At 43.4% G+C, this 25,752-nt stretch carries 25 protein-coding genes; 13 read left to right on the plus strand and 12 right to left on the minus strand.

All coding sequences use genetic code 11. The annotated features are described in order from the left end of the window. Positions 1 to 552: 552 nt before the first annotated feature. Positions 553 to 813 (minus strand): hypothetical protein, encoded by a 261-nt coding sequence (locus tag ACLOAU_RS21600; protein WP_427863984.1) that lies wholly within the window; start codon positions 811 to 813, stop codon positions 553 to 555. Between the two features lie 190 nt (positions 814 to 1,003). On the opposite strand from ACLOAU_RS21600, the gene ACLOAU_RS21605 reads away from it, so the two are divergent. After that, positions 1,004 to 1,162 (plus strand): hypothetical protein, encoded by a 159-nt coding sequence (locus ACLOAU_RS21605; RefSeq protein WP_427863985.1) that lies wholly within the window; start codon positions 1,004 to 1,006, stop codon positions 1,160 to 1,162. Positions 1,163 to 1,590: 428 nt separating this feature from the next. Here the strand turns inward: ACLOAU_RS21605 and ACLOAU_RS21610 are convergent, their stop codons facing one another. From ACLOAU_RS21610 to ACLOAU_RS21640, 7 genes are all read right to left on the minus strand, one after another. Beyond that, on the minus strand, positions 1,591 to 1,803 hold the full coding sequence (locus ACLOAU_RS21610) for a hypothetical protein (RefSeq protein WP_427863986.1): 213 nt from the start codon (positions 1,801 to 1,803) through the stop codon (positions 1,591 to 1,593). A 106-nt stretch (positions 1,804 to 1,909) separates the two neighbouring features. Next, a complete protein-coding gene (locus tag ACLOAU_RS21615) occupies positions 1,910 to 2,200 on the minus strand; it encodes a hypothetical protein (RefSeq protein WP_427863987.1) in 291 nt (96 codons plus the stop codon). A 654-nt stretch (positions 2,201 to 2,854) separates the two neighbouring features. After that, the gene (locus ACLOAU_RS21620; RefSeq protein ID WP_427863988.1) at positions 2,855 to 3,583 is read right to left on the minus strand and encodes a DUF4097 family beta strand repeat-containing protein; all 729 of its coding nucleotides are present in this window, start codon (positions 3,581 to 3,583) and stop codon (positions 2,855 to 2,857) included. Between the two features lie 60 nt (positions 3,584 to 3,643). Further along, complete coding sequence (locus tag ACLOAU_RS21625) at positions 3,644 to 4,456, minus strand: DUF4097 family beta strand repeat-containing protein (RefSeq protein WP_427863989.1); 813 nt, start codon at positions 4,454 to 4,456, stop codon at positions 3,644 to 3,646. 14 nt (positions 4,457 to 4,470) lie between these two features. Then, entirely contained in the window at positions 4,471 to 5,298 is an 828-nt protein-coding gene (locus ACLOAU_RS21630; protein WP_427863990.1) for a hypothetical protein, read from the minus strand. 1 nt (position 5,299) lies between these two features. After that, positions 5,300 to 5,848, minus strand: coding sequence for an RNA polymerase sigma factor (locus ACLOAU_RS21635; RefSeq protein WP_427863991.1), 549 nt, complete (start codon positions 5,846 to 5,848; stop codon positions 5,300 to 5,302). A 307-nt stretch (positions 5,849 to 6,155) separates the two neighbouring features. Beyond that, entirely contained in the window at positions 6,156 to 7,805 is a 1,650-nt protein-coding gene (locus tag ACLOAU_RS21640; RefSeq protein WP_427863992.1) for a helix-turn-helix domain-containing protein, read from the minus strand. 851 nt (positions 7,806 to 8,656) lie between these two features. On the opposite strand from ACLOAU_RS21640, the gene ACLOAU_RS21645 reads away from it, so the two are divergent. The 3 genes from ACLOAU_RS21645 to ACLOAU_RS21655 all read left to right on the plus strand — a co-directional run bounded on the left by ACLOAU_RS21645 (position 8,657) and on the right by ACLOAU_RS21655 (position 12,325). Further along, a complete protein-coding gene (locus ACLOAU_RS21645; protein ID WP_427863993.1) occupies positions 8,657 to 11,140 on the plus strand; it encodes a hypothetical protein in 2,484 nt (827 codons plus the stop codon). 651 nt (positions 11,141 to 11,791) lie between these two features. Continuing rightward, on the plus strand, positions 11,792 to 11,968 hold the full coding sequence (locus ACLOAU_RS21650; RefSeq protein WP_427863994.1) for a Cif family virulence factor: 177 nt from the start codon (positions 11,792 to 11,794) through the stop codon (positions 11,966 to 11,968). A 201-nt stretch (positions 11,969 to 12,169) separates the two neighbouring features. Beyond that, positions 12,170 to 12,325, plus strand: coding sequence for a hypothetical protein (locus tag ACLOAU_RS21655; RefSeq protein ID WP_427863995.1), 156 nt, complete (start codon positions 12,170 to 12,172; stop codon positions 12,323 to 12,325). On the opposite strand, the gene ACLOAU_RS21660 is transcribed toward ACLOAU_RS21655, so the two are convergent. Next, complete coding sequence (locus ACLOAU_RS21660) at positions 12,317 to 13,255, minus strand: fasciclin domain-containing protein (protein ID WP_427863996.1); 939 nt, start codon at positions 13,253 to 13,255, stop codon at positions 12,317 to 12,319. The genes ACLOAU_RS21655 and ACLOAU_RS21660 overlap by 9 nt on opposite strands. 263 nt (positions 13,256 to 13,518) lie before the next feature. Between ACLOAU_RS21660 and ACLOAU_RS21665 the strand changes: the two genes are divergently transcribed. The 7 genes from ACLOAU_RS21665 (at position 13,519) to ACLOAU_RS21695 (ending at position 19,380) form a co-directional block, all read left to right on the plus strand. Next, positions 13,519 to 14,187: a MarR family winged helix-turn-helix transcriptional regulator gene (locus tag ACLOAU_RS21665; RefSeq protein WP_427863997.1), complete on the plus strand. Its 669-nt coding sequence runs from the start codon at positions 13,519 to 13,521 to the stop codon at positions 14,185 to 14,187. 6 nt (positions 14,188 to 14,193) lie between these two features. Then, entirely contained in the window at positions 14,194 to 15,675 is a 1,482-nt protein-coding gene (locus ACLOAU_RS21670) for a phytoene desaturase family protein (protein ID WP_427863998.1), read from the plus strand. Continuing rightward, complete coding sequence (locus ACLOAU_RS21675; RefSeq protein WP_427863999.1) at positions 15,672 to 16,508, plus strand: phytoene/squalene synthase family protein; 837 nt, start codon at positions 15,672 to 15,674, stop codon at positions 16,506 to 16,508. Before ACLOAU_RS21670 ends, ACLOAU_RS21675 begins: the two co-directional genes overlap by 4 nt. Positions 16,509 to 16,554: 46 nt before the next feature. Further along, a complete protein-coding gene (locus ACLOAU_RS21680; RefSeq protein ID WP_427864000.1) occupies positions 16,555 to 17,010 on the plus strand; it encodes a sterol desaturase family protein in 456 nt (151 codons plus the stop codon). Continuing rightward, positions 17,010 to 17,717 carry a lycopene cyclase domain-containing protein gene (locus ACLOAU_RS21685; protein ID WP_427864001.1) on the plus strand — a complete coding sequence of 236 codons (708 nt, stop codon included), beginning with the start codon at positions 17,010 to 17,012 and terminating at the stop codon, positions 17,715 to 17,717. The genes ACLOAU_RS21680 and ACLOAU_RS21685 overlap by 1 nt, the downstream gene beginning before the upstream one ends. Positions 17,718 to 17,956: 239 nt before the next feature. After that, entirely contained in the window at positions 17,957 to 18,868 is a 912-nt protein-coding gene (gene lipA / locus ACLOAU_RS21690; protein ID WP_427864002.1) for a lipoyl synthase, read from the plus strand. A 173-nt stretch (positions 18,869 to 19,041) separates the two neighbouring features. Beyond that, positions 19,042 to 19,380 (plus strand): hypothetical protein, encoded by a 339-nt coding sequence (locus ACLOAU_RS21695; RefSeq protein ID WP_427864003.1) that lies wholly within the window; start codon positions 19,042 to 19,044, stop codon positions 19,378 to 19,380. 71 nt (positions 19,381 to 19,451) lie between these two features. Here the strand turns inward: ACLOAU_RS21695 and ACLOAU_RS21700 are convergent, their stop codons facing one another. The 3 genes from ACLOAU_RS21700 to ACLOAU_RS21710 form a co-directional block, all read right to left on the minus strand. Next, entirely contained in the window at positions 19,452 to 19,940 is a 489-nt protein-coding gene (locus tag ACLOAU_RS21700; RefSeq protein WP_427864004.1) for a VOC family protein, read from the minus strand. 335 nt (positions 19,941 to 20,275) lie between these two features. Beyond that, on the minus strand, positions 20,276 to 21,244 hold the full coding sequence (locus tag ACLOAU_RS21705) for an ROK family protein (RefSeq protein ID WP_427864005.1): 969 nt from the start codon (positions 21,242 to 21,244) through the stop codon (positions 20,276 to 20,278). 86 nt (positions 21,245 to 21,330) lie between these two features. Next, positions 21,331 to 22,773, minus strand: coding sequence for an MFS transporter (locus ACLOAU_RS21710; RefSeq protein ID WP_427864006.1), 1,443 nt, complete (start codon positions 22,771 to 22,773; stop codon positions 21,331 to 21,333). A 154-nt stretch (positions 22,774 to 22,927) separates the two neighbouring features. Here ACLOAU_RS21710 and ACLOAU_RS21715 point away from each other — a divergent pair, with 154 nt between their 5' ends. After that, positions 22,928 to 24,349 (plus strand): glycogen synthase, encoded by a 1,422-nt coding sequence (locus ACLOAU_RS21715; RefSeq protein ID WP_427864007.1) that lies wholly within the window; start codon positions 22,928 to 22,930, stop codon positions 24,347 to 24,349. A gap of 53 nt (positions 24,350 to 24,402) precedes the next feature. Continuing rightward, positions 24,403 to 25,683: a glucose-1-phosphate adenylyltransferase gene (locus ACLOAU_RS21720; RefSeq protein ID WP_427864008.1), complete on the plus strand. Its 1,281-nt coding sequence runs from the start codon at positions 24,403 to 24,405 to the stop codon at positions 25,681 to 25,683. Positions 25,684 to 25,752: the final 69 nt, after the last annotated feature.

A 25,752-nucleotide genomic window follows, 5' to 3' on the forward strand; every position in this document is an offset into this window, starting at 1 on the left:
CAACCAATCGTGCAGGAGCTTTAGTTGCTGATCCGGCATCCTTTTTGCCTGTGTTGCTATACCATGGTAGGCGCACCAACTTGAGAGGCACCCTTAATAAGTGTTGTTAGCAAGTGCGCCTTTTTTTGTTTGGAAAAACTTTAGTCAGTGTCAGTTGATCATAACAGGCCGATCTCAACCTGGGTTTAAAACTTCATTCACTAGAATAGCAGATGCTGCTATCTGTATCCTGCTGTGCAATACATACAAAGAGTTTGCTACTAGTATTAATATCGGTACCGCCATTGGGGCTTTATCTCTCATTTCAATAAATTGTCCCCAAATGGTGTCTTTTTATTATCAATCACTATTATATTTCCATTAAGTTGCATTGTTCTTTCAATTATCTGCCTTACAATGACTACATTTGCGGCGCTGAAAGGTCTTTATGAAAAGAAGCCTTTCCTTTATTTCAGCCAGATAGGGAAGCGCAGGTTAGTGGCGGGTTGATGCTATGAAATATAAACATAATACAGCTCTGAAATGGGGTGTATCATCATATAAGGAGGATAGCTAGCCTCTTATTTTTTTTCTCATGTAAAACAACGGAGGGGGTATTCTTATCTTCTCCCTTTTTTTGGGCGGCAGGGATGGATTGCCGGTGTAAGGATTAAGTAACCAGGGCACTGGAGATTTAGTTCCTGAGGTTCGGTAGCGGTTGCCGGGGCCGGGAAGTTTAGCCGGAATCCCGGCCGGAAGAGCTATCTTTATGGTATGTGTAGTATCATTGTTGGTGACCGTGTAAAGTTGTTGCCCCCTTTTTCTTCGAAGCATGTGTATGAGGTGAAAGCCATTAACGGCGCCTACCTGACACTTTACAGGGAAAAGGAACATAAAGACCTGGTCATTTATATTAAATGCCTTAAAAAAATAAGCTAAACCGATGGTTCAGTTCGGGTTTGAATGGGTGGTGCAGGCGGGAAGCGATATACCGCAGTATTGATATTCATACCAGCGCCCACGGATGCGAAAACAACAATATTTCCCTCCTCAATATGGTGACCAGGCATTTGTCATTTATAAATCAGATCAAGCAAAGCAGGACTGGAGGCTACTAACTGTTGCCCGGCCCGGAAATGGTCATGGGCATAAGGTTAGGGTTACTATTAATAACACGGTATAACGCCAGTAGCCGCTCCAAAATAGCTTCATCCATTTTTTCGTTAGCCTGCTGAATTAATACTTATTACGGCTGAATAAAGATGATTGCCAAGAGTAGTGGGCTCCGGCGCTCTTCGCTATTAAGTCCCGCGGTTATTGCATGTTGTACAATACCATACCATACGGCGTAAGGCAAACCGTTATTATTCTTGTGTGATTGATTTTTATTAAACTGCTGTTTCTGAATTCAACCAGCAGCATAAGCAACGCGTCTTTGGCTCCGGCGCATGTTTCAGTGAGGTTATTAATATTGAGTAGTTGACAAGGATTAAACGTTTACCGGCTTAAATACTTTATACTTTGAAAGATCTCGATACTTGTGGTCATATTGAACCGGAATAAGCTTAAAGGTTCAGATACCTACCAGATTGTTATACAACTGACAGCTGTTTATTTTTTCATATCTGTAACAATATACAGTAATGTTCCGCTGGACATGTCTTCATGCCAGGTGCAATTGTTTAATTCGGTAGCTACTCCCTCCACGCGATCGCTCCAGGAAGAAATGGCATTGCCTGTAAAGTATACCAGTCCTGTTGCAATGTCCTTATTGTTGAGTTGTATACGGAGTGCCGGCGGGCGCGATGTGTTATACTTCTGCATAAAAAAGAATTTGTTTTATAATGTTGAAGGGTAATAAAACCAGCATTGCCCTTTTGTAAAATGGAATTGGAAGTAAAGTCCCGGCTGACCTATAGTGCGTAAATGACTACTTGTAAAGTATTTTATCGGAATACAGCAGTTGCTCTGTCATCCATTTAAATACAGATATCTCGCTCCGGGCTTCCAAAGGCAATTCGCCGCGTAATAATTGCTCGAGCAAGTGTAACTGCTGTTGGTTAAGCCGCTCATCAAAGGAGGCGTAATGGTTGATTAAAAACAGCACCTGCGCTCCATTGCTTTTGTCGAAGCTTCTTCGGCTGGGTGGGCCTTCATACATCTGGGTTTCCTGGCTCCAGTTGTAATGTGCCATATTTAGATCATGTTTTTCAAAATGCATAATAGTATTTTAAAGAATTAAAATTGCCAGCCGTTTTTAGTTGATGCCGGTGATTGCCAGTCAATGACTACAAAAAATACATCGATGAGTGAACCTGAGAATCGGATTTGGTAAGGATGAAAGGTATGTAAACCAATAAAGAAGAATCCGACACGAGCCGTAAAAGCCTGTTTTATTGTATAGGACGCTTATTTGCTTCTGTTGAAGGTAAGCTTTTTAATACGAATAAAGGCTTAAATATATCGCCTGGTCTTACTGGGGTGATTATCAGCCGTCAGGGGAGGGTGTTTCGATGCCCCTCAGCTGCTTTGAAGAGAAACCTGGTTCTTAAGCAAAATTGAGCTAACCAGCCAGGTGGGTGCACATATTTATGGATATTATGCTGTAGGCCCACAGCTTCTTCGAGAATAATAGCAATCATTGCAGATGCTAAAGTTCAGGCTAGGATGGGGAGGCTACAGGTGCGGGGATAATGTTTTCATATTTGTAGGGACCGCACGTGCTTAGGATATGCTCTGTTGTAAGCCTACGGCCTCTTTGAAAAGGATAGCATTACAGGCGCTAGAGTTAGGTGAAGATATACTCCGGAGGAGCATCCTGTTTATAGAAAATAGATGATTTACGGAATCGGCCCCGTAGGGGTCGAGCCGGGTGTTATTTTATATTACGCAAATAAATATTCCCAAATTTTGAGCTCAATTCATATGCCGGCCCCTTGCCGGGAATAGCCGTAATGGAGGTGTAGAAATTTTTATCTTCCTTTTCAACCGGTTTCAGATCGAAGTCAGAATAGATCTTTCCATAATGGTTGGTGAGTTTGATTTTGCCAACCCGGGTTTCTTTGAGTTGGGCGTCGATCTTTCCATATTCTGTTTTTATGGTTAGCGGACCGGTATAATTTTTTACTTCTACCAGCCCAAACTTAGATTGTATGGTAATAAAGTCTTTAACAGGCAACATTACTTCAATTTCGATATGAGCATCGGTACTGCTGTAGGCTGACATCTTTTCGTTTTTATGTGCAGCTCTATAAACCTCAAAATCTGCCTTGGTATCAAAATGCTTTTTGACGCCATTTACCTCAACATAGTATTGCGGCTCTATATTTTTGAGGTCAATAGAATCCAGGATGTGTAATTTGCCGGCAATGGTTTCACTCCGCAATTCAAAACGGTCATTATATTTGTTGTTACTGATATTTACCGTCGCCTTAATATAAATCTCGTCCTTGTCCCAGCTGTTCACTTTCAGGTTGGGATAGCCCAACTGTAACAGTACCGGTTGGTCTTTCGAGGTTTTATACGTTTTCTCAATGATCCTTTGTGCGAACAATAATTGTAAACTGCCTGTAAATAACAGGCAAAGCAATGCCCTTTTCATCATGATATGAATTTTTGAATAGACGGAAATAATAATAAAACGGGAAGAAGGGAGGACCTGCGCTTAATTTTTACGCAGGTAGATCTTTCCATAGCTGGTTTTCAGTATCAGATCGATACCACCGCCATTGAGGGTTCCTTTGATCTCTGAAGACCTGCCCCAATCCTTTAAACCTGTAAGATCTTCACCATCGCTATTTTTTTCTTTAAGCGGCTCTTTCTTAATATCCAGTCCATCGGCAGCATAAATATTGCCGTTTTGAGACGAAATATTGACATTTGCCTTTAAGTCGGAAGGTATGCTCACATCTACAAATTTGTAAAGCGCAACCAGCGATATCGGGCTTTTTATAGCAGAAGCAAATTTTGCAGTAAGCTCTCCGTAAATAGTTTTGGCATTTACCGGGCCTGTGATATTGTTTAAGGCGATGGCATTATAAATGGTGTTTATTTCCAGTTCTCCTTTAAAGTTCCTGATATCCACACGTTTTCCGGCATCCATAACACTGTTGGTTTTTACTTTTATGGCCATGGTATTAGGAACTTTTATGGTGAGACTGTCTTTGTCTCTTCTGCCCACGTAATCTACATCTACTACATTGCCGTTTTCACGTACACTTAAATTCAGTCCGGTATTGTCTGTGAGGCCTGAGCCTGAAACCAACCGGAGCCCGGCCGCTCTTTCATCTTTATCTTCAGTCTTTAGTGCCGGAGCCTCAAAAACAATTTCACTGCCATCATATCCTTCAATATATACACCAGGAATATTGATGTTAAGTGTGCCTGTTTTTCTGGACAATTTAAATTGACGATCCTGCGCACTTACCACGGAAACGAGTACTACAGACAGGATGATGGTTGCTATTATTTTTTTCATTGTATCTTATTGTTTTAAAAATTTGTATTAGATCGAAGCAGCACGGCATAAGCCTCGTTGCGCACTGCATCAATAGTTAATGGGTTTTGAGTGATCTCCAGTAGTTGTTGTTCTACTTTTTCTGCCTGTGCCGGCGAAAGGGACGCCAGTAATTCCATTTGCACCACCGGGTCGTCCTGTTTATCAACTGAAGCTAAGATCAGGTTGCTGGCCTGTTCTCTTTTTTTCAGCACATCCAGGGCTGCCAGGCGCACATTGCTGTTCTCATCATTGTTCATCGTAAAATAGAGCGATTTTATATCATCGTCAGACAGGGTCTTACTTTTGCCGGAAGTCAGCACTGCTGCCAGCCGCACCGATGAACTTTCGTTTTGTAAACCGGCCTGCCAGTTGCCGGTTGCCGTAGCGGGTGCTGTTGTTACCGCAGCTACAGGGGCATTGATCTGTTGGGCTTCCCTTATCCTTTGTGCCTGTGGCGCTGCAGCTTTAGCCTGCGGTTTGGTTTGCGCCATTGCTTTTTCGATGTCTGATGAACTGCTCATGGAGTCAGCAGGAGTGGGGATAGCAGGTGCTATCGCTTTTATATCCCTGGTTTGAGCTATTGGTTGGTCCGCTTTTGGAGCCCGCTGTAGAAGCACCCCCAGGCCGATAATGGCGGTAATGGTTGCTGCAGCTACCCACCAGTACCGAAGCCCGATGACTTTTGCAGGTTTGGGTGCATCAGCCGCTGGCTGCAGGCCCAGCTGCGCCTGTAATTTACCGAGTATATCGGCATCAGGTGACTGGTCGTCAAACTGGTCGCGGTTGGTATCTACAAATTTTTTTAAAATATCTTCCTTCATATTATACGGTCTCTTTTTGTAAAAGCGTCAATATTTTCTTTTTAGCGCGATGGTATTGCGTTCGTACTGTTGCATGCGAAATGCCTAATAGCGCTGCGATTTCCTGTTGAGGCACGCCTTCCATTACATAGAGGTTAACGATGGTTCTGAATCCTTCTGGCAATGCCTCTATGGCTTTTTTTACGCCTTCCACCTTCATTTCGTACAGGTCTTCATCTTCGGCTTCTTCTTCTGCAACCTGGTCGCGGTAATCCTCAAAAACAAACAGGCGTTTATGAGCCCGTAAAAAACTGATGGCTTTGTTGGCGGCCACGCGCCTCGAAAAGTGAGCAAAATGCTCGATGTCGCGGCCCTTCATAATTTCCTGGTAAAGCGCCATAAACGCCTCCTGTAACAGGTCCTGTGCCTGAGCAAAATCGCTAACCAAACGCAGAATGGTATTAAAAACAGCCTTATTATAACGTAAGTAAAGTTCGGAGAAACCCGCTCCATTGCCCTGCCGGCACAGCTCCATCAGCTCCTGGTCGTCTAATTTTTTCGGTAGTTGCAATGGCTATTCTCTTATTTTCTGTTTGCCTGGTTACTTATTTTTGCGATTCTTTCTATTAAGGCGTAAGGTGTTGTAAAATGTTGCATCAATTACAAAAAAAATAAAAATTCTTTTAGTAACCGAACCTATGAACGAAGAAGGTGGTGTTGGGGTGGCTTAAGGACAGCCTACCACTTCAGCCCTTGTTGTTGCGTCCATTGCCAGCCTTTGTTAGCAGTAGTTTTCCTGGCTTACAGGCAGGAATGGGAATAAAATGGTGTTCGATTACCTGTGCAGCTGGGCTATTTAATCATTGAAGCCCATTCCCTTACTTACGCTCCTCGTTCTCCAAGTGCTGTATAAATACAGATGGCGACAATCCTGTAACTCCTTTAAAAATGGTGGCGAATTTGCCATGCGAGGAGAACCCCGCTTTTTCGGCCAGCACGCTGATCTTATAACTGCGCCATTGGGATTGTTCCTTCAGTTGCCTGATTATATAGTCTACCCGCAGTTCATTAATATACCCGTTAAAATCCCGCCCTTTATAGGTTTTGATTACATAAGACAGGTATTTGATATTGGTATTGATTTGTGCAGCCATCTGCGAGAGGGTAATAGTACCCGAGGTAAACTGTTGCTGCGCTTCAAATTCGCTGAGGCTATTCAGGATTCTTTGCAATGTTTCTTCACTTAGTAGCAAAGGGCTATCCTGTTTTCTGCCGGTAGGGGCATCCGCTGCGGTCTCAATTAGTGCCTCGTTATCGGCGGTTATTGCTTCCGTCCCTTCCGTATCATCAGCTTCCGTATATACCAGGTAGTGAGAGGGCTTGCTTGGGGGCGCTGCAGGGTCAAATTGTTTTTTATCTTCAAAATAAGCCGTAAATAGCCGGTGCTGCTGTTTCTGTTTGCGCCGGTAAAAATAAAAATAACTTCCGCCAAACACAAGCATTAGTCCGCCTGCTGCCAGCGGAACGTTTTTGGCATTACTGTTTTGTTGTGCCTGTTGCGTTGTTTTTTCCAACTCCACAAAACTGCTGTCCAGGAACCTGGTATTGCGCTGGGCAATCTGTTCCCTTATTGAATCCTGTTTCTCGCGAGCTTCTTCAAACCGGGCCAGGTCTTTCACTTTTAAAAAATAACTTTGGGTGGTTTTTAATATTTCGTTTTTTAATCGAAGGTACTGAGAGCGACCGGCAATGGCATTAGCGCTATCCAGGTATTTTTTAGCATTGGCCGTATCTGATTTTTGAATATAAACAGCACTCATGCCATTGTACATCAACCCGCGAACATGGTTATCGGGCATCTGCTTTAACATAGTCAAACCTTTGCGGTAGTGTTGCATTGCTTTCTCTGGTTGATTAAGGTGATAATAACTTAATCCTAACAGTTGTTCATTATTGGCCTGGAAAAAATCTTTATTCTGGCTCACCTTGTCAAAGCTTTGCTTCGATACTTCTATATAGCGAATAGCCGCCTGGTAATTTTTAGCAGCCATATAATAATATGATAGTTCCTGGTTCACCAGTCCTGCCGCACTTTGAGCAGCTTCGGGTTGAGGTATTTGTGGTATCAGCTTCAGCGCACGGTCGCAATAGATCTTCGACTTTTTATAAAGCTGCAGTATCCGGTATTGGCTGGCCAGGAAACCGCATACTCTAACCTGCCAGCTAAAATCATTGGTCTCGCTGATTATTGTGTAAGCCTGTTCGGCTATCTGGGTTGACTTTTCCAGTTGTTGTTGCTGCTCATATAAAGTGGCTGACAGCATCAGGCTTTTGGCTTTAAACTGTGGGGTGGTAGAAATAGTGAAGAGCGAATCGGCAATTTCGTGGGCCTTTGCCATATCAGTCTGTGCCGTCTCCAGGAATGTTTTGCGGTAAATGCTGCTATAGGCTTCAGGATCCTGCGCCAGGGCTTTTATACATAAAAAACAGTGCATGAAAAGCGCCAGCACGCCAAATCTATATTTCATTTTTCGAATAAAAGCGGTTGAGCCGCAACAGTTGAAGGTAGATGAATCGTAAAAATAGGCATTTGTTCAGAAAACCTAACTGCCTGACAATGGTGTATTTACAATGGTCTTGCCGATTTCCGGAATTTAAGAAATGCTACTCTTGTTAGTTGATTAATAATCATTTAGTTAAATATGGTTGTTTTTGTAATAATGGCTCAAAAAATAGTTGCAAAGCTCAATTATTTTCAGGCTTTTTTCCAGATTATGGCAAGACAAACGGTTGCATACGATACCCGATGCTGTTAAATTAGCCTTCGTATAAGGTTAGGGCCTCCATCTGTAGGGCGAATGGAGATACACTTTAAAAAACACCATTATCGATCATGTGATTAAAAGGGCTGACATGATTATAAACCCTGCGGTTCCTGCGCCTGGGGGCAAGCCGCCGGAGCGGGCAACTGCGGGGTTTACTTTCATGAGAAGAGGAAAGATGACAGATGATAGATGACGGGTGATAGAAAGTAGATGCTCAATGACTGATGGTGGCAGCTACCGTTGAAAATTAAATAGGGAATATTGAACAATGAACATTGAATATTGGATATGCAAGATGAAATGGAATGTGGATAATGAGGTGATGGCAGGAAGCTCTTCCATCCAACATCAAGTATCCAGTATCCGGCATCCAGTATGAGGCATCCTTTAATGTTTTGTCCTTCAATCTTTTGGTTTTGTAACAGGCAGCGGCTATCTTGCGGTCCTCTAAACAACCCTCATTAACTGGTGTAGTACCAAAACTACCCCCAAGCAACTCTAAACGTAAAATTGATCTTATAATTAACAAACTAAACACTTAAAACAACCCTTACATGTTAAAAAAACCTTCTAAGCTACTGGCGGCATTGTCGCTAGGTACCGCTATGTTTTTGGGTATCCGAACGACCTCCGCTCAATGCGGCTATTTCTCCGGCTACGGCTGCCCCGGAACTAATTATGCCAATTATGGAGTAGGCTCTTCTGGGGCGGAAACGTTGGAATATGATAATCAGGTGTCATCTTTTCACAGTTCTGTGGTACGAGATTACACCGGTGTTTTTCGTATCTGGGGAGCCCTTTCGGCGGCTGACGGTGCTACAAGCCTGACGGTTCCTACAGAGATTAATAGCGTTAACTTTCCTGGCTTAACAGGCCGTCCGTTAAAAGCACTGGTAGCAGGTGGAGGTCTTCCACAAACTATTGTGCTCACTACCGACGGACTTTTTGTGTGGGGACAGCCAGGAACTGTAATTAGTACAACGATCAAATCTACCAGTCAGTTGGAAAGAATTACTGTCAATGGTAACGCCACGGGTTTGCCGACAGGTGTGACACCTACCCAGGTAAAAATGATGTTTGCATCAGACCTTACACTGGCTATTCTTACATGCGATGGTCATGTATATGTGCTGGCCAATTATACCACCAATGGGCAGCCCAGGGGCGATGGAAGTGCTGCTGATCCGAATACCTGGGCTCATGTACAGGAATCTACGGCGGGCAACCCTTATCTTACCGATGTAGTAGCCCTGAGAGGCCATAGTGTGCGTTTAATGGCACTGAAGCGCGATGGAACTTTATGGACCTGGGGACAGAGTGTGTACCTGGGCGGCGGCGGTACTACTATTTCGCAACCCAATAGGGCAACACCTATGGCCTTGCCTCCTGAAGGTTCTAGTTTAATAAAAATGATCGGTATGACCGGTAACACACATTATGTATTATATGAAAACGGGCATTTATACGCAATGGGTTTTAACTCTAGCCGACAACTGGGAGATTTTACCAACATAAACAAAAATTATTGGATACAGCCACGTTATACTGCTGTTGCTGGTTCTGAAATGAACGACATATTGTGGATTTCTCCTAATGAACACTTTTCCGGGAATCAGGCTATCAATGTAATCAATAGCGCCTACCAGGTGTATAACTGGGGATTTAATGGTGGTTTAATGTTAGGGCGCCCTACCACTAACATCAACTATGATCCGGGACAGCCGGCGGGCATTAGTGGTGCAGAAAAACTTCTATCAATAGAATCAGGGGGGCATACGACCATGTTGGTAAAAGCCTGTACGGAAAATTTTGGCTATGTAGGTCACAGAGTTAATGGAAGTATGGGTAATGGCGATGCCGCAACTGTGGACGTAAATGAGCCTTCTTTTACTTTTAATACGGCCAATGTACAGTTATGCGGCGCTACTGCGGTACCGCAAATATTAACCGGTGGCGTCGGAACTACCGATGCACTGGCCCGTTATTGTAATGGTACTTCGCTGGTACTATCGGCTTTGCCTGCTGGGGGAACCTGGGCGGTAACCTCCGGCGCGGCTACTATTACCGGTAACCGTTTAATTTTTAATGGCCCTGGTACAGGAACCGTTGCGATTTCTTATACCACAACTACCGCTGACTGCCCAACCGGGGCTACAGCTACCAAAACCTTTGAAATTGCGGATTGTAAGATGAACTCTGTAGCAGGTACTATCTGGAACGATGCCAATGGAAATGCAAGCCAGGAAGGTAGCGAAAATGGTATTTCCAATGACCTATGGGTAAACCTGGTAGCGCCTAATGGTACCGTAGTTGGCTCGGCGAAAGTGGCTGATGATGGTACATACTCCATTGCGCTTTTGGTAGAAAATACCGTGGGGGGAGATTATTCAGTTATTGTCACTAATGGCGAAAGACCTGTTGGCGCTCCACTGGCTTCAGCAACTGCCCCTAATGGGGACTACGGTTATACGGGAACCAGTGTAGGTGGTGTGGCCAATACCGGCAATCGTACGGGTGTTATTGAAATTGGTGCGTTGGCAGGCGCTGTAACAGCGGTAGATTTTGGTATCAGCAACGACCCTGCCGTATTACCCGTTAAATTTGGCTTTGTAGCAGCGGAGCTATTCAATAACCAGTTGAAAGTAAAATGGAACACTACAAGCGAATTAAATAACAGCTATTTTGAAGTAGAAGCATCTGTAGATGGCACCAACTTCATCAGCATTGGTAAAGTAAATAGCAAAGCCAACAACGGTATTTCTGCAGAAGCATTAGAGTATGAGTTTACCAAAGATGCAAGCGCAGGTATAGTAGCCGCAGGTATTGCTTTATTGGTAGCAGGTGCTGGTTTATTTAAAGCACGCCGCGCACGTTATGCAATGATGGCAATGGCTTTAGCTATCGTTGTGTTGGCCGCGGGTTGTAAGAAAAGCAGGCATGATGCATTACCGGAAGGTAAAGTATATATGCGCATTGCACAGGTTGATAAGGATGGAACGAAAAGTTACTCTAAAGTAGTTACTGTGGTGAAAAGGTAAGTAGTGAATGGTGAGCAGGGAGTAGGGAATGGTCAATAGTGAACAGTGAATAGTGAGTGGTGATCTATCGTATGGCTTACATCGTACATCTCATATCATAAATTCCCTGTAGTTACTATTCCGGCAAGGAAGGTAGCTGCAGGGTTTTTTGTGTGCTTTGTAATGCATGCAGGTTAATGGTTGTTTCAATGTAGGGCGTACATCGGACATCTTATATTGTGCGCAGGATGCTAGATGCCGGATCATAGGTTATAATAAGTTGTTGCCTGGCCGGGGCATCACGGCTTTTCCTGAGCCGATGACAACGGCGCGGCAATCTGTCTTATTATTCACACTTTGACAGAGTTAAAGGTTGGCGATATGATTATTATTTAATTGTTAATACACAACTTTGTCATTTTAAAATATCGTTATGAAACAAACCGATACTTACCTCGAGGATTTCCAGTATTTCATGGCGCTGAGGCTAAAGGCCTCAACCGACTTTGTAGAAGGCCGGTTTGAAGTTTTAAAATATATCTGCCGAAAGCGCGCCTTGCCACCATCTTTCCACCCTCGGGTATTTGTATAGAACGCGCTGAATCCGTAAACAGCTTTAATGAAAAAGGTGCAGATGCTTTTTTACCCGGAGCAAAAAACAGGTTCGAGGTAATGCACCAGGATACCGATGCACATTTAGCTTACTGGACGGGTATTCAACGCTCTACTGTAAAAATGAAAGGAAAAGACGACGAGGTTGAATTTAATTTGCGTATTACAGAAATATTCAGGAAAGTGAACAATGAGTGGAAGCTTATCCATCGTCATGCAGATCCATTGAAAGAATAAGCCGCTGCGACGTATGGGTAAATACGGAAGCAGTAATCAGGCATCCGAATACCGTAGAGCACCTGAAATGCTATTCCATTCAACCCTGGCAATACTTCCTTCAGCTTAGAAATTTTCTTACGATAAATCAGTTCACTCGCGCATCGCCGGAGTTTTCTTCTCACAGCATCGTACTGCTGCGTTAACGAAAAAGCTCAGGGCATGGATGAGTGGTCAAGTGGTAGGGGTGAAGAATATGTAAGAGTTGAGATAGCAACAAGGAGTAATTGTAATATAATGAAAAAACAGGTATTCAATCTTATTGCTGAATACCTGTTTCATAAAGCTTTTGACTGCGCTACCGGGAAGCTAGGGTAATAATACCCTGTCTATGACATGCACCACGCCATTGGTAGTGATCATATCGGTTGCGGTAATATTAGATGCCGTTGTGTTAGCCGCACCTTTTACTTTGGCACCGCCTGCTAGTGTTATAGTCACCTTTCCCCCGTTCACCGTTGTTGGCATAGCTCCTTCAGTAAGATCTGAAGAAAAAATACGGCCACTGATTACATGGTAAGTAAGAATAGCTGCCAGCGTATTGGCATTGGCTGCCTGTATATCGGCGATGGTAGCAAAACCTGCTGCCTGGAAGGCCGCATTCGTAGGCGCAAACACGGTAAGCGGACCCGCGCCTGATAAAGCTGCAGCAACATTGGTGCTACCGGTGCTGGCTCTAACTACGGCTGCTACCAGGAATGAAAAGTTTGTATTGGCCTGTGCTAATTGTACAATATTAGCCGATGGTGGCATCAGTACTTTATTGATAACATGAACGATGCCATTTCGGGCATTCACATCTGCTGATCCAACTTTTGCGCCATTTACAAACACACCTGAACTGTTTTTAGTAACATAGGTTTTAATGCTGGCTGCCGTATTTAGCTCAGTAGTACCTGAGGGTATACTGCCTGATGCATACTTTTCACCCAATACATGATAAAGCAGTATTTTTTTCAGGTCATCTACCGGCACTGCGTTGATCGCCGCTTCAGTGCCGAGGCCTGCTGCCTGGAAGGCGCTGTTGTCTGGCGCAAATACAGTAAGAGTGCTATTGGCAGACAAGGTTTCGGTGAGACCTGCTCTTATCACTGCCGTTTTCAAAAGAGATAAATTAGCATTTTCGCTCACCAATACGGTAATAGTTTTAGAGTTGTCAGACGGCATGCCATCGTCATCCTTTCCGCAAGAGGCCAGTAATATAGCAGGAAAAGCGGCGATGAAAGCGGTTTTGAGTAGCTGATTCATGGTTTGTGGTTTTAAAATTTATATAGTTAATAATAGTTTTATAAAATACCTTTATTTATATTTTAGGTATTTTTTTATACTAAAATATTTACAAAGTTTATGCCAGTGTTAAATTTTAGTTTATTATTGAACTAAAATTTTCTATATTATTTTAATTATGCGTCTATTTTGACAAAAAAGGTAGTTTTGTAAGTTTTTTTGGTTTATTAATATACTATTTATAATTTGCTACTAAATGGGCCAAATGATTAAAAAATGATGCTATGAATTATAGTTTAATAACTGATGTGATCCGTCTTACTGAGTCTTTTGAGTTAGCCAACCAGTCGGGCTTATATACACCCGATATGACCGGTTTCCGGCAATGGGTGGTGGATACACAGGGCGCAGAGCAGGGGAGTGTAGATCCTGATTGGGAGGGGAAGGAGAAAGGCCGTAGTGCCGAAAGCGTTATTAGCACCTTGCTGGTTCACATGAACCGGTATGCAAAATCTTATTCCAGGTCGGCCATTTACGGCTCGGAATTTTCTACGCAGGAGGAATTTTTTTACCTGATTAACCTGAGGGCTTATGGAGCCATGAGCAAAATGAAGCTGATCAGGAGAAATATACAGGATAAACCAACCGGCATGCAAATCATTAACCGCCTTTTAAATAATGGCTGGATAACGCAGCAACCTTCTTCCGAGGATGGCAGAAGCAAAGTTGTTGACATTACAGCAGCGGGCGAACGCGTGCTGGAGCAGCAGATGGACCGGATCAGGCAGGCTACTAAAGTGGTCAGCGGCGATCTTTCAAGACATGAGAAAATGGAACTCATCAGGATCCTAAACAAGCTGGATCATTTTCATAAACCCATATTTGAAGCTGGTATTGATAGTGCCACATTGCTGGAGCGCGTAACCCAGGAATTTATGTCAACCGGTAATTAAAACAATATGCCCAAAAGAATCGCAGTGATCGGATCAGGTTTCTCAGGAATTTCAGCCGCGGCTTATGCAGCCGGGGAGGGTAATGAAGTATATGTATTTGAAAAGAATGATACAATAGGAGGCCGGGCCAGGCAAATGATTACACCTGACGGCTATAAATTTGACATGGGACCGAGCTGGTATTGGATGCCGGATATTATTGAACGTTTCTTTGAAGATTTTGGTTATCGAACTGCTGATTTTTTTGAATTGGTTCCGTTAGACCCGCAATTTGAAATGGTTTTTTCAGACGAAACCATTGCCATTCCCCGATCCTATGATGCATTGAAAGTACTGTTTGAGACCATGGAAAAGGGTTCAGGTAGCCGGTTGGATGCCTTTATGAAATCGGCCCGGCATAAGTATGAGATCGGGATGCGGCAATTGGTAACCAGGCCCTGTTACAGCTGGCTGGAGTTTGCTACGCCCACAGTGATAAAGAGTGCTTTTAAAATGAACCTGCTGTCAGACTTCAGGCGGTATGTTGGCCGTTATTTTACGAACCCTAAATTAAAAGCGTTGATGGAGTTCCCGGTAATCTTTCTCGGTGCTTCTCCTAAAAAAATACCCGCGCTGTATAGCCTGATGAACTATGGCGGATATGCGTTGGGTACCTGGTATCCCAAAGGTGGATTTCATGAGTTGGTAAGAGCCATGAAGACCGTTGCCGAATCGAAAGGCGCCCGGTTTAGGACCGGTTGTAATGTTGAAAAAATTATTACAGAGAATGGTAAAGTAACAGGCCTTGTGGTAAATGGGGAGCAGTTGTCGTTTGATTTTATTATCGGGTCGTCTGACTACCAACATACAGAATCTTTACTGGATGCTCCTTTAAGAAATTATGACGAGCAATACTGGTCCAGAAAGACTTTCGCCCCTTCCTGCCTGATCTATTATTTAGGATTTAAAGAGCACATACCCAATCTGAGGCATCACACCCTTTTTTTTGAAAACGATCTCGATGATCATATCCATGCCATTTATGAAGATAAGAAGTGGCCGGAGCGTCCGCTTTTTTATGCGTGTTGCCCGTCTAAAACAGATCCGGCAGTAGCGCCCAAAGGACACGAAAACCTTTTTTTGTTGATGCCGCTGGCCACGGGCATTAACGATGATGAGCCAACAAGGGAGCGATACCTGCAATTGATGATTAACAGGCTTGAGCGTTTTACCGGCGCAACTAACCTGCTGTTAAAAGCAGACTATAAAAAAAGCTACTGTGTCAGCAACTTTATTGCAGATTATAATGCGTATAAAGGAAATGCTTACGGACTGGCCAACACACTTTCTCAAACTGCTGTATGGAAGCCGTCGATAAAGAATAAGCATTTGCCTAATTTGTTTTATACGGGGCAATTAACCGTGCCTGGTCCGGGTGTGCCACCTTCCATCATTTCCGGGAAAATTGTTGCAACAGAAGTCAATAAAATTAAAATGCCCTCTTTATGAAAAAAATATTTGATGACCTGTCTTACCATGTAAGCAAGCAAGCCACTCACCGTTACAGTACCAGCTTTTCAATGGGCATCTTCGCGCTGCAGCCTTCCATAAGGCCGGCTATTTATGCCATATACGGTTTCGTAAGACTGGCCGATGAAATTGTTGACAGCTTTCATGACTATAATAAATCTTTATTGCTGGGGCGTTTTAAAGAACAGGCTAAACAGGCTATCCATGAGGGTATATCACTTAATCCTATTATTAACGCTTTTCAGCAAACTGTGATACGGTATAATATTGATGTGAAGCTGATTGATCAGTTTCTGTTGAGCATGGAAATGGACCTGGGGCAGATGTCGTACAATTCGGAGTTGTACAAACAATATATACTGGGGTCAGCAGAAGTGGTAGGGTTAATGTGCTTACAGGTTTTTGTAAATGGCGATGCCGCCCAGTACGAACAATTGAAACCCCAGGCAATGAAGCTGGGATCGGTATTTCAAAAGGTTAATTTTTTAAGGGATCTGAAAGATGATTACCATAACCTGGGCAGAACCTATTTTCCTAATGTAGATATGCAGTTGTTTAATAATACTATTAAAAAGCAAATAGAGGAGGAGATTGCTGCAGAATTTGATGAGGCGCTTGCCGGTATTTTTAAATTACCCCGGTCGTCGAGATTTGGTGTATACCTGGCGTATAAATACTATTGGTCGCTGTTTAAAAAAATAAGAAAAATACCGGCTGAGCGAATTTTGAAAGAGAGGATACGGATCCCCAATGGAAAAAAGTTGTCTTTGGCAATGAGTAGCTATTTTCAATATAAATTAGCCTGGCTTTAATATCAGTCATCAATAAGCTATCTACAATAACAATAAAAATAATGCTGTGAATGTTTTGATTGTACTGGTCACGTTTGTTTTAATGGAAGGGGCTACCTGGCTCATTCATAAGTATATTATGCATGGGGTTTTATGGATCCTGCATCGCGATCATCACGATCATAGCCATAATGGCGACCTCGAAAGAAACGACTGGTTTTTTGTGATCTTTGCCATACCTACCATTATATTACTGTATTTCGGCGTGAGAAACGGTTTCAGCGCTGTGTTTTATATTGGCCTGGGTATTTTTTTATATGGCATGTCCTACTTTTTCGTACATGATATATTTATACACCAGCGTGTTAAAATATTCAGGCATACGCAAAATCCCTACTTTCTTGCTATTCGCCGGGCGCATAAACAGCATCACAAGCATATTGATAAGCACGAGGGGGAATGTTTTGGTTTTTTGTGGGTACCGGTCAAATATTTTAAAATGTATTTTAAGAAAAGCCAGTAATGCAGCAGTATACTTATTTGTTGATCAATATTTTTACGGTAATTATCTGTTTTATATTTTCGTTCGATAAGCGTATTCGTTTTGACCAGTATTTTAAAGCCTTTGCTGTTGCTGCAGTGCTCACAGCTATTCCTTTTATTGCCTGGGATATATGGTTTACGGCAAGAGGCGTTTGGTGGTTCAATAAAGATTATACAATTGGTGTCTTGTTAGCCGGTTTGCCTGTTGAAGAATGGCTGTTTTTTATTTGTATCCCTTTTTCCTGTACGTTTACTTATTTCTGTCTGCGCAAATTCTTTGATATCAGCTGGGCTAATGGATTTAATAATATGATCGTGTTTGCTACCTGTGTTGGCTGTATATTGATCGCGCTGTTGCATCATTTCCAGTTGTACACACTGGTAACTGCTGTGGCAGCCACCTTAACTATGATCTTTCTCCATTTTATTGCAAAAGTGGAGTGGATTGGAGAAGCTTCTCTTATGTATTTTTGTTTGATGCCGGGCTTTTTTGTGGTGAATGGGGTTTTAACAGGCACGGGTTTGGAAGCACCTGTTGTGAACTATAATCCGCACGAAATATTGAACATAAGAATGCTGACCATTCCGGTAGAAGATGCCGTATATGGGTATACACAGTTTTTGCTGGTTATTTATTTTTTCAAGCTTTTTTCTCCCCTGCCTGTTCTGCAAAAGGCAGCTTACTAAGCTACTGGTAGTTTTTTTATCTTGCCGGGTATAAAAGCCTATTGTTGCCTCGGGGCGATTTATCACAGCGAACAACTGCTGCCCTTTATTGTTAGTACAAAGGCTGCCGTGCCTGGAAGGTTTAGCCCCGAAGGGGCCGTAGCCTGGAAGGGACGGAGCAGAGTCGGGATATATTGACAGTTGAGAGCCCCAAACAGACAGCAGAACGGCTTTCAGCTTAAAAGCATTATTTTCGCATTATGACGGAATTACCTGTTACAACAAAGATCAAAAAACCAGATTGGCTACGCGTAAAATTACCGATAGGTGAGGAGTATAAGCATGTACGCGGGCTGGTGGATACGCATAAATTACATACGATTTGTGAGAGCGGCAATTGCCCTAATATGGGCGAGTGCTGGGGCGCCGGTACGGCTACTTTTATGATACTGGGTAATATTTGCACCCGCAGCTGCGGCTTTTGTGCGGTGGCTACCGGCCGGCCGCTGGCAGTAGATTATGATGAGCCTCAACGTGTAGCAGAAGCCATTTACCTGATGAAGGTAAAACATGCCGTAATTACATCGGTGGACAGAGACGAATTGAAAGATGGGGGCGCTGAGATATGGCATAATACGATTAAAGCGGTGAAAGTCCTGAATCCAGGTACTACGCTGGAAACGCTGATCCCTGATTTCAAGGGTAAAAAAGAAGATATTCAAACCGTTATGGCTGCAGCGCCCGAGGTGATTTCTCATAATATAGAAACCGTAGAACGCCTCACCCGCCAGGTGCGCATACAGGCCAAGTACTGGCGCAGCATGGAAGTGATCCGTACGCTGAAAGAGGGTGGCATCCGTACTAAAAGCGGTATCATGCTCGGCCTGGGTGAAACCAAAGAAGAAGTAGTGCAAACCATGCAGGATTTAAAAGACAATGGCTGCGATGTAGTAACCATTGGCCAGTACCTGCAACCTACTCAAAAGCATTTACCGGTACAACGTTTTGTACATCCCGATGAATTTGCTTACTATAAAGATGCCGGTTATGAAATGGGCATCGACTATGTAGAAAGCGGTCCGTTGGTGCGTTCGTCTTACCATAGCGAAAGACATGTATTTCCCGGCCTTGGCAGGAAGGAATGGGAGCAGAGCAAGAAGATGTTGGTGTAGTAGTGGCTAGGTTGATGGTTCATGGTTGATGGTTTATAGCCGGCACATATTGACCAGTTATCCATGAGCGAGGAAATTCTTTCATGCAGGTGCAACCGGTTGCGCATGTTGTACTTTTTTGTGTTGATGCGATCTATCTTTAAGTATTCGCAAAACATTTAAAAGTAATAGGTATGAAAACGAAAATCTTTTTGCTGACTACCCTGCTGGTGGGCTTGTTTATTTTTAACGCATCGGCCCAAACCCCTGTAGTAAAAACAAAAACCGAAACTATTTACGGAAGTAGTTTTACTGCCCAGATCACTTATTTACCCGGTCAGCTGTATACCACGCCCACTATTGCACGCAATGGCGGCAGCCCTGTTTATATGAGCAGCTACTCGCATTCGCCGGGTACGATAAATGTAGACAAATTTTATGCGGTTGTTGATGGTTGGGAAGTGTATGTTACTATTACAGGTAATTTTTCGATAGGATGGCAGATATACAGCATAGAAGCGATTGTGCCGTAGGGAACGAGAGTTAATGGTTCATGGTAAATAGTTCGTCGCTATATTGCCATGAGCCATTCCACACGAATATTCTAGCTATTAACTTCCTTCAGTAGTCCGTCCAAGTCCAGCCTTTGGGTGTACATATCCAATGAACCATCTGGTTTGGAAGGCCATTCTTCCTGGGGTCTGTCCCAATAGAGTTCTACGCCATTGCCATCGGGATCATCCAGATATAATGCTTCAGATACACCGTGATCGGCTGCGCCGCTGAGGGGATAACCGGCGTCGATCAGTCTTTGCAGGGCTACCGCCAGATCCTTGCGGGTGGGATACAGGATAGCCGTATGATACAATCCGGGTGCGGTTTCGGGCGCGGGTTTACCACCCAGGCTATGCCAGGTGTTTAAACCTATATGATGGTGATAGCCACCGGCGGAAATAAAGGCTGCCTGGGAGCCATATAAAGTGGTTATTTCAAAACCCAGCAGGCCCACATAAAAATCAAGTGACTTTTGCAGGTCGGATACTTTTAAATGTACATGCCCGATACGGGTTTGAGCGGGGATTTTGTAAGCCATGGGAGTGAATAATGAAAAGTGAATGGTGAATAACGAGTGGTGAACAGTGAGTAGTGAATCGTTCCTTTGGTATATTAACTTTACTTGCTACTAGCTTTTCTTTCCACAGCGTTTGCAGAGTAATGGAGGTGCGGAGGTTTTAAACCTTAAATATTAAACTTCAAACTTACCAACTACTTGCAACTCCCTACTAGCTTTTTTGTTTCACGCAAAGCACGCAGAGGAGCGGAGGCGCAGAGGTTTTCAAATATTAAACCTTAAACTTTAAATCTTAAACCTCCTAACCACTTGCTATACCCTACTAGCTACTTCCTAAACCCCCACTAGCTTTTTTCTCACTGCTCCCAAACCAGCGCACTAGCGCCCAATATAGCGGCATCGGCTTCTTTCAATTCGCTAAATACCAATTTCACTTTATTCTGGAAAATAGGCAGGAGGTTTTTCTCCATATGCTCCTTTGTCGGCTTCATGATATAGTCGCCTGCTTTGATTACGCCGCCGAATAGTACGATTACTTCAGGAGAAGAGAACATGATAAAATTGGCTAAAGCTTCGCCTAATATTTGTCCTGTATAACGGAATACCTCTTTTGCTACCGCATCACCTTTTTCGGCTGCATCAAATACCGATTTGGAATCTACCTGCTCTTCAGGTATATTATTTAATATTGAATCAGGGTTTTCGGCTCTTAATTTTTTGGCGGTTACTGTAATACCGGTGGCCGAACAATAAGCTTCAAGAGAGCCATGTGCTCCGGTGCTGTAATGTTTACGTCCACCGGGGCGCACAATCACATGTCCCAGTTCGCCGGCAAAGCCGTCATGGCCATATACCACCTGACCATTACAAACAATACCGCTTCCAACACCGGTACCCAGGGTGATCATGATAAAATCTTTCTTGCCACGTGCTGCTCCATACATCATTTCGCCCATGGCCGCTGCATTGGCGTCATTGGTGAGGGTGCAGGGAACGCCAAATTTTTTGCTGATCAGGTTGGCAATTTCCAGGGTTCCTTTCCAGGGCAGGTTAGGTGCATATTCGATAGACCCTGTGTAGTAATTACCGTTAGGAGCCCCAACACCGATACCTTTTAACTGGTAGTCTTTTTCAAATTTCTGGATCAATGGATAAATAGCCGAGTGTAGTGCATCTACATACTCTTCAATAGTTGCATAACCATCCGTCTTGATATCACCTTTATCAAATATCTGTCCACGGTGGTTGACCAATCCATATTTGGTATTAGTGCCACCTATATCAATGCCAATCACCATCTCATTTGATAAATCATATATGCCCATTAGTTCGAATTAAGTTTTTGTTATTATAATGATAATGAATCAGGCGTAAAAATACTTAGATGTGTTATATCCACACATTTTTTTTCTTAGTGTCCGCCGCTCACCTGGCTATCATAGCTAATTCCCTGTGATTTCAGAATGCTTTTCACTCTAATTGCATAAAATGCCAAATAGGCGAAGCAAACAATGCCCACAATGTAACTATAATGTATAGAAGTGGAATCTGCGATTACACCTTGCAGCCAGCTTACAATACCACCACCCATAATCATCATTACAAGGAAACTACTTCCCTGGCTCGTGCTCTTGCCCAGTCCGGCCAATGCCAAAGTAAAGATACAAGGCCATAAAGTGCTGCAGAAAAGGCCCACGCTGGTAAATGCATAAACGCTAACCATGCCGGTCGTAGCCATTCCTATTGCCGTAGCAATAATTCCCAGTATAGCGAAAATAAGCAGCATTCTCACCGGACTTCCCTGGCTCATGTAGTCGGCAGCAATCAAAACCAGGATGATCGCAGCATAAATGTAAAAAGCCCCCAAGTCGTGTCCGGCGATAAAATTTACCAGTAAGAAAACGCTAAAAGCAAGATAGGGCGCAATTAATTTTACAAATTTCTCTGTCGGTTTGCTTAGATTAAAAGCTTCTACAGCGCCCGACCAGCGTCCGATCATCATGCTTGCCCAATAGAGTGAGATGTACGGAGCTACGTCTTTAACAGAAAACCCCAGGTCCTTTTCCATATACGCAGGCAAATTACTGGCTGTTGAAACCTCAACGCCTACATACACAAAAATGGCTAACATGCCTAAAACTAATTGAGGATAATGAAGAGCAGACTTCCTGGAGATCACATTTTCGTAATGGGTTCCATCAGTTGCCGCTTCTTCAACCTCCGGTTTGTTAGGCACTTTTGAGAATTTTAAAAAGATGGCTACCAGCAGAAAGGCAACGCCCAGGCATAGATAAGGAATTTTAACACTTTCAATACTTGCCGTTGTATCCGAGTTGGTTGCCGAGCCAAAAATAGCAAAGCTTACAATTAGCGGGCCGATGGTTGTTCCAAAATTATTGATACCGCCAGCCAATGTTAGCCTTTGTGACCCTGTTTTCTCAGGACCCAACGCAATAGCCAGCGGATTAGCAACAGTTTGCTGAAGTGAGAAGCCCAGGCCAACTATAAATAAGCCGGATAACATTAACGCAAAGGACCCGGTATTAGCGGCAGGATAGAATAAAATGGTGCCAAGCGCAGATACCACAAGCCCTAGTACCAGCGCGTTTTTATAACCTATTTTGTTAACCAGGTCTTTCCCTATTGCCAGGGAGATGATCATGTAAATTACGGAGCCAACAGTATATGCCACGTAAAATGCAACTGCTACTAACTGGCTTTGCCCCTGGGTTAAGTCAAAGGCCTCTTTAAATACAGGAATTAGAATATCGTTACTGGCTGCCACAAACCCCCAGAAGAAAAAAACAGTGACAAGGGATATAAACTGACCCCATTGGGTTGAGCTTTTATTCATATAGCAAAATTGATTTTTCAGTTCTTATTTAATGGGTAAATATAAAATAAACCATTCACATTAGCGGTGATTTTTATCAGGTTAAATATGTTTGCATAAAATGATGTTAGTTCATATTTTCTTCCTACATTAGTTGAAACGTAAGATGTAATATATGGAAATTGTGCACGTATCTGCAGAGTGTTATCCTATGGCTAAAGCAGGTGGACTTGGTGACGTTGTTGGAGCGCTCCCCAAATACCAAAACGAATTGGGCCATGTAGCGAAAGTGGTGATGCCTATGTATCGTACCAAATTTTTGTATGATAATGAATGGGAGCTGGTGCATGAGGGCGGACAGGTACTGGGGAACCACTGGTTTAAATATAGTGTTATCAAAGAAAAGACCGGTAAATTAGGTTTTGATTTGTACCTGGTAGATATTAATGGTGTGCTGGATCGCGAAAAGATTTATGGTTATGACGATGATGCCGAAAGGTTTATTTCTTTTCAGCTGGCTGTTTGCGATTGGCTGAGCCGCTGGCAGGATAAGCCGGATATTATTCACTGCCACGACCACCAGGCTGGCTTTATTCCATTCTTCTGTAAATATGTACATGCGTTCAGGCATCAGTTAGCAGATATTCCTACCATTTTTACCATACATAACGGGCAGTACCAGGGACAGTTTAGCTGGGATAAATATTATATGATCCCTGCTTATGATACTGTAAACTGGGGCTACCTGGATTGGAATAACCTGATCAATCCCATGGCTTCGGCTGTAAAATGCGCCTGGAAAGTGACTACGGTGAGCCCGAATTATATGGAAGAATTGCGGCAATCTGCAGCAGGGCTAGAGGCTTTATTTGAATACGAAAGAGGAAAATGCAGCGGCATTATCAATGGTATCGATACCGAAGTATGGAATCCGGCTACAGATCCGTTCCTTTTGAAGGGCTATGATGCTACAACTGTAACAGCAGGTAAGGCAGCACATAAAGCAGAACTCACCAAACAATTTGGTCTTGACCCTAAAAAGCCTTTGATCAGTTTTATAGGAAGACTGGTAGATGAAAAAGCAGCCGATCTGTTACCGGAAGGTATCAGTCAGTCGGTATACCAATACGGGGGTAAAGCCTCCTTCCTCATCCTGGGTTCGGGTAATCCTTATGTAGAAGCGGCTTTGGTGGATATGAACAAGACTTTGAAAGGGTATGTAAACACCTATATCGGTTATAGCGAATCGCTGAGCCATTTGATTTACGCTGGCTCCGACTTTTTATTAATGCCCAGCAGGGTAGAGCCATGTGGCCTGAACCAGCTATATGCGTTGCGTTATGGTACCGTACCTATGGTGCGGAACGTGGGTGGATTAAAAGATACCGTAATAGATTATGGTGCTCCGGGTGGGTTTGGTATAACCATGGAACAATCGAGCGTGGGGGATATTGCGTACGCGGTGGGCCGGGCTATCGATCTTTACGACAATAAACCTGCCCAGTTTAAAAAGATCAGGGAAAAGATGATGGGGATTAACCACAGCTGGACTTCCTCTGCCCAGAAGTACCTGGAACTATATGAATCAGTATTATAAAATATAATATTGCTGTCGAACTATAAAAGAACAAACTTTAAAAAAATATACTTATGAGTATCTCGCAGGAAGTTATCGCAATGATTTTAGGAGGGGGGGCCGGAAGCAGACTTGCTCCTTTAACGAGCAGCAGGTCAAAACCTGCGGTGCCAATAGCCGGTAAGTACAGGTTGGTGGATATTCCCATCTCCAACTGCATTAACTCCGATATTAACCGGATGTTTGTATTAACGCAATACAATTCAGCTTCTTTAAACAGGCATATTAAGAACACGTACCGGTTCAGCGCTTTTAGTACTGCGTTTGTAGATATACTTGCAGCAGAACAAACACCCGATAACCCAGCCTGGTACCAGGGTACTGCCGATGCGGTAAGGCAATGTTTACGACATCTCTCGGCTTTCCCCAGCGAATATGTGCTGATTCTTTCGGGAGACCAGTTGTACCAGATGGATTTCAATAAAATGATCGAAAACCATAAAGCTACCGGGGCCGATATTTCGATTGCTACCATACCTGTTGGTGACCGGGAAGCGCCTGAGTTTGGTATTTTGAAAGTGGACGAAGAAAGCCTGATCAGTTCTTTTATTGAAAAGCCTTCCAAAGATATCCTGGGCGAGTGGGTGAGTGATACGGGCCCTGCTATGCAGGCAAAAGGAAGGAATTACCTGGCCTCTATGGGTATATATGTTTTCAACAGGCAGTTGTTACTTGACCTGTTATTAAAGATTCACCCGGACACCACAGACTTTGGTAAGGAAATCATTCCTTCCTCTATCAGCGAGTATAAAGTGGCCAGCTATCAGTACGAAGGTTACTGGACCGATATTGGAACCATCTATTCCTTCTTCGAGGCCAACCTGGAATTAACTGCCGATATTCCTGAGTTTAATCTTTTCGATAATACAAAATCGATCTATACCCGCCCGCGTATGCTGCCACCGGCTAAAATAAGTGGCACTACCCTCGAAAAAACGGTGATTGCAGATGGTTGTATCATCAACGCTTCCCGCATTGAGCATAGCGTGATCGGCATCAGGTCGCGCATTGGCTATGGTTCAACCGTAGTAAGCTGCTATATTATGGGTAGCGATTATTATGAAACGATTGATGATATCAACAATGACCAGAATAAAGGCTTGCCGCCGATTGGTATTGGAAAGCGATGCTACCTGCGCAATTGTATCATCGATAAAAACTGTCGTATAGGCGATGATGTGCGTTTAAATGGAGGTCCGCACCTGGCCAACACCGAAACAGAATTATATACCGTAAAAGATGGCATTATCGTAACCCGGAAGGGAGCTGTATTCCCTAACGGTTATGTAATATAAAATATAACCTTCCGCCTGGCGGGAGGTTTTTTTATTGCCTTTTTTTAATGTGTACTAAATACATAATGC

This window comes from Paraniabella aurantiaca, assembly GCF_050309965.1.
In the GTDB taxonomy this organism is placed as follows: domain Bacteria; phylum Bacteroidota; class Bacteroidia; order Chitinophagales; family Chitinophagaceae; genus Niabella.

What these genes read in the sequence shown, in the direction of transcription:
- ACLOAU_RS21600 (WP_427863984.1), bottom strand. Translation starts at nt 813, where the DNA reads ATGCTTCGAAGAAAAAGGGGGCAACAACTTTACACGGTCACCAACAAT.
- ACLOAU_RS21605 (WP_427863985.1), top strand. Translation starts at nt 1,004, where the DNA reads ATGCGAAAACAACAATATTTCCCTCCTCAATATGGTGACCAGGCATTT.
- ACLOAU_RS21610 (WP_427863986.1), bottom strand. Translation starts at nt 1,803, where the DNA reads ATGCAGAAGTATAACACATCGCGCCCGCCGGCACTCCGTATACAACTC.
- ACLOAU_RS21615 (WP_427863987.1), bottom strand. Translation starts at nt 2,200, where the DNA reads ATGCATTTTGAAAAACATGATCTAAATATGGCACATTACAACTGGAGC.
- ACLOAU_RS21620 (WP_427863988.1), bottom strand. Translation starts at nt 3,583, where the DNA reads ATGATGAAAAGGGCATTGCTTTGCCTGTTATTTACAGGCAGTTTACAA.
- ACLOAU_RS21625 (WP_427863989.1), bottom strand. Translation starts at nt 4,456, where the DNA reads ATGAAAAAAATAATAGCAACCATCATCCTGTCTGTAGTACTCGTTTCC.
- ACLOAU_RS21630 (WP_427863990.1), bottom strand. Translation starts at nt 5,298, where the DNA reads ATGAAGGAAGATATTTTAAAAAAATTTGTAGATACCAACCGCGACCAG.
- ACLOAU_RS21640 (WP_427863992.1), bottom strand. Translation starts at nt 7,805, where the DNA reads ATGAAATATAGATTTGGCGTGCTGGCGCTTTTCATGCACTGTTTTTTA.
- ACLOAU_RS21645 (WP_427863993.1), top strand. Translation starts at nt 8,657, where the DNA reads ATGTTAAAAAAACCTTCTAAGCTACTGGCGGCATTGTCGCTAGGTACC.
- ACLOAU_RS21650 (WP_427863994.1), top strand. Translation starts at nt 11,792, where the DNA reads ATGCACCAGGATACCGATGCACATTTAGCTTACTGGACGGGTATTCAA.
- ACLOAU_RS21655 (WP_427863995.1), top strand. Translation starts at nt 12,170, where the DNA reads ATGGATGAGTGGTCAAGTGGTAGGGGTGAAGAATATGTAAGAGTTGAG.
- ACLOAU_RS21660 (WP_427863996.1), bottom strand. Translation starts at nt 13,255, where the DNA reads ATGAATCAGCTACTCAAAACCGCTTTCATCGCCGCTTTTCCTGCTATA.
- ACLOAU_RS21665 (WP_427863997.1), top strand. Translation starts at nt 13,519, where the DNA reads ATGAATTATAGTTTAATAACTGATGTGATCCGTCTTACTGAGTCTTTT.
- ACLOAU_RS21670 (WP_427863998.1), top strand. Translation starts at nt 14,194, where the DNA reads ATGCCCAAAAGAATCGCAGTGATCGGATCAGGTTTCTCAGGAATTTCA.
- ACLOAU_RS21675 (WP_427863999.1), top strand. Translation starts at nt 15,672, where the DNA reads ATGAAAAAAATATTTGATGACCTGTCTTACCATGTAAGCAAGCAAGCC.
- ACLOAU_RS21685 (WP_427864001.1), top strand. Translation starts at nt 17,010, where the DNA reads ATGCAGCAGTATACTTATTTGTTGATCAATATTTTTACGGTAATTATC.
- lipA (WP_427864002.1), top strand. Translation starts at nt 17,957, where the DNA reads ATGACGGAATTACCTGTTACAACAAAGATCAAAAAACCAGATTGGCTA.
- ACLOAU_RS21695 (WP_427864003.1), top strand. Translation starts at nt 19,042, where the DNA reads ATGAAAACGAAAATCTTTTTGCTGACTACCCTGCTGGTGGGCTTGTTT.
- ACLOAU_RS21700 (WP_427864004.1), bottom strand. Translation starts at nt 19,940, where the DNA reads ATGGCTTACAAAATCCCCGCTCAAACCCGTATCGGGCATGTACATTTA.
- ACLOAU_RS21705 (WP_427864005.1), bottom strand. Translation starts at nt 21,244, where the DNA reads ATGGGCATATATGATTTATCAAATGAGATGGTGATTGGCATTGATATA.
- ACLOAU_RS21710 (WP_427864006.1), bottom strand. Translation starts at nt 22,773, where the DNA reads ATGAATAAAAGCTCAACCCAATGGGGTCAGTTTATATCCCTTGTCACT.
- ACLOAU_RS21715 (WP_427864007.1), top strand. Translation starts at nt 22,928, where the DNA reads ATGGAAATTGTGCACGTATCTGCAGAGTGTTATCCTATGGCTAAAGCA.
- ACLOAU_RS21720 (WP_427864008.1), top strand. Translation starts at nt 24,403, where the DNA reads ATGAGTATCTCGCAGGAAGTTATCGCAATGATTTTAGGAGGGGGGGCC.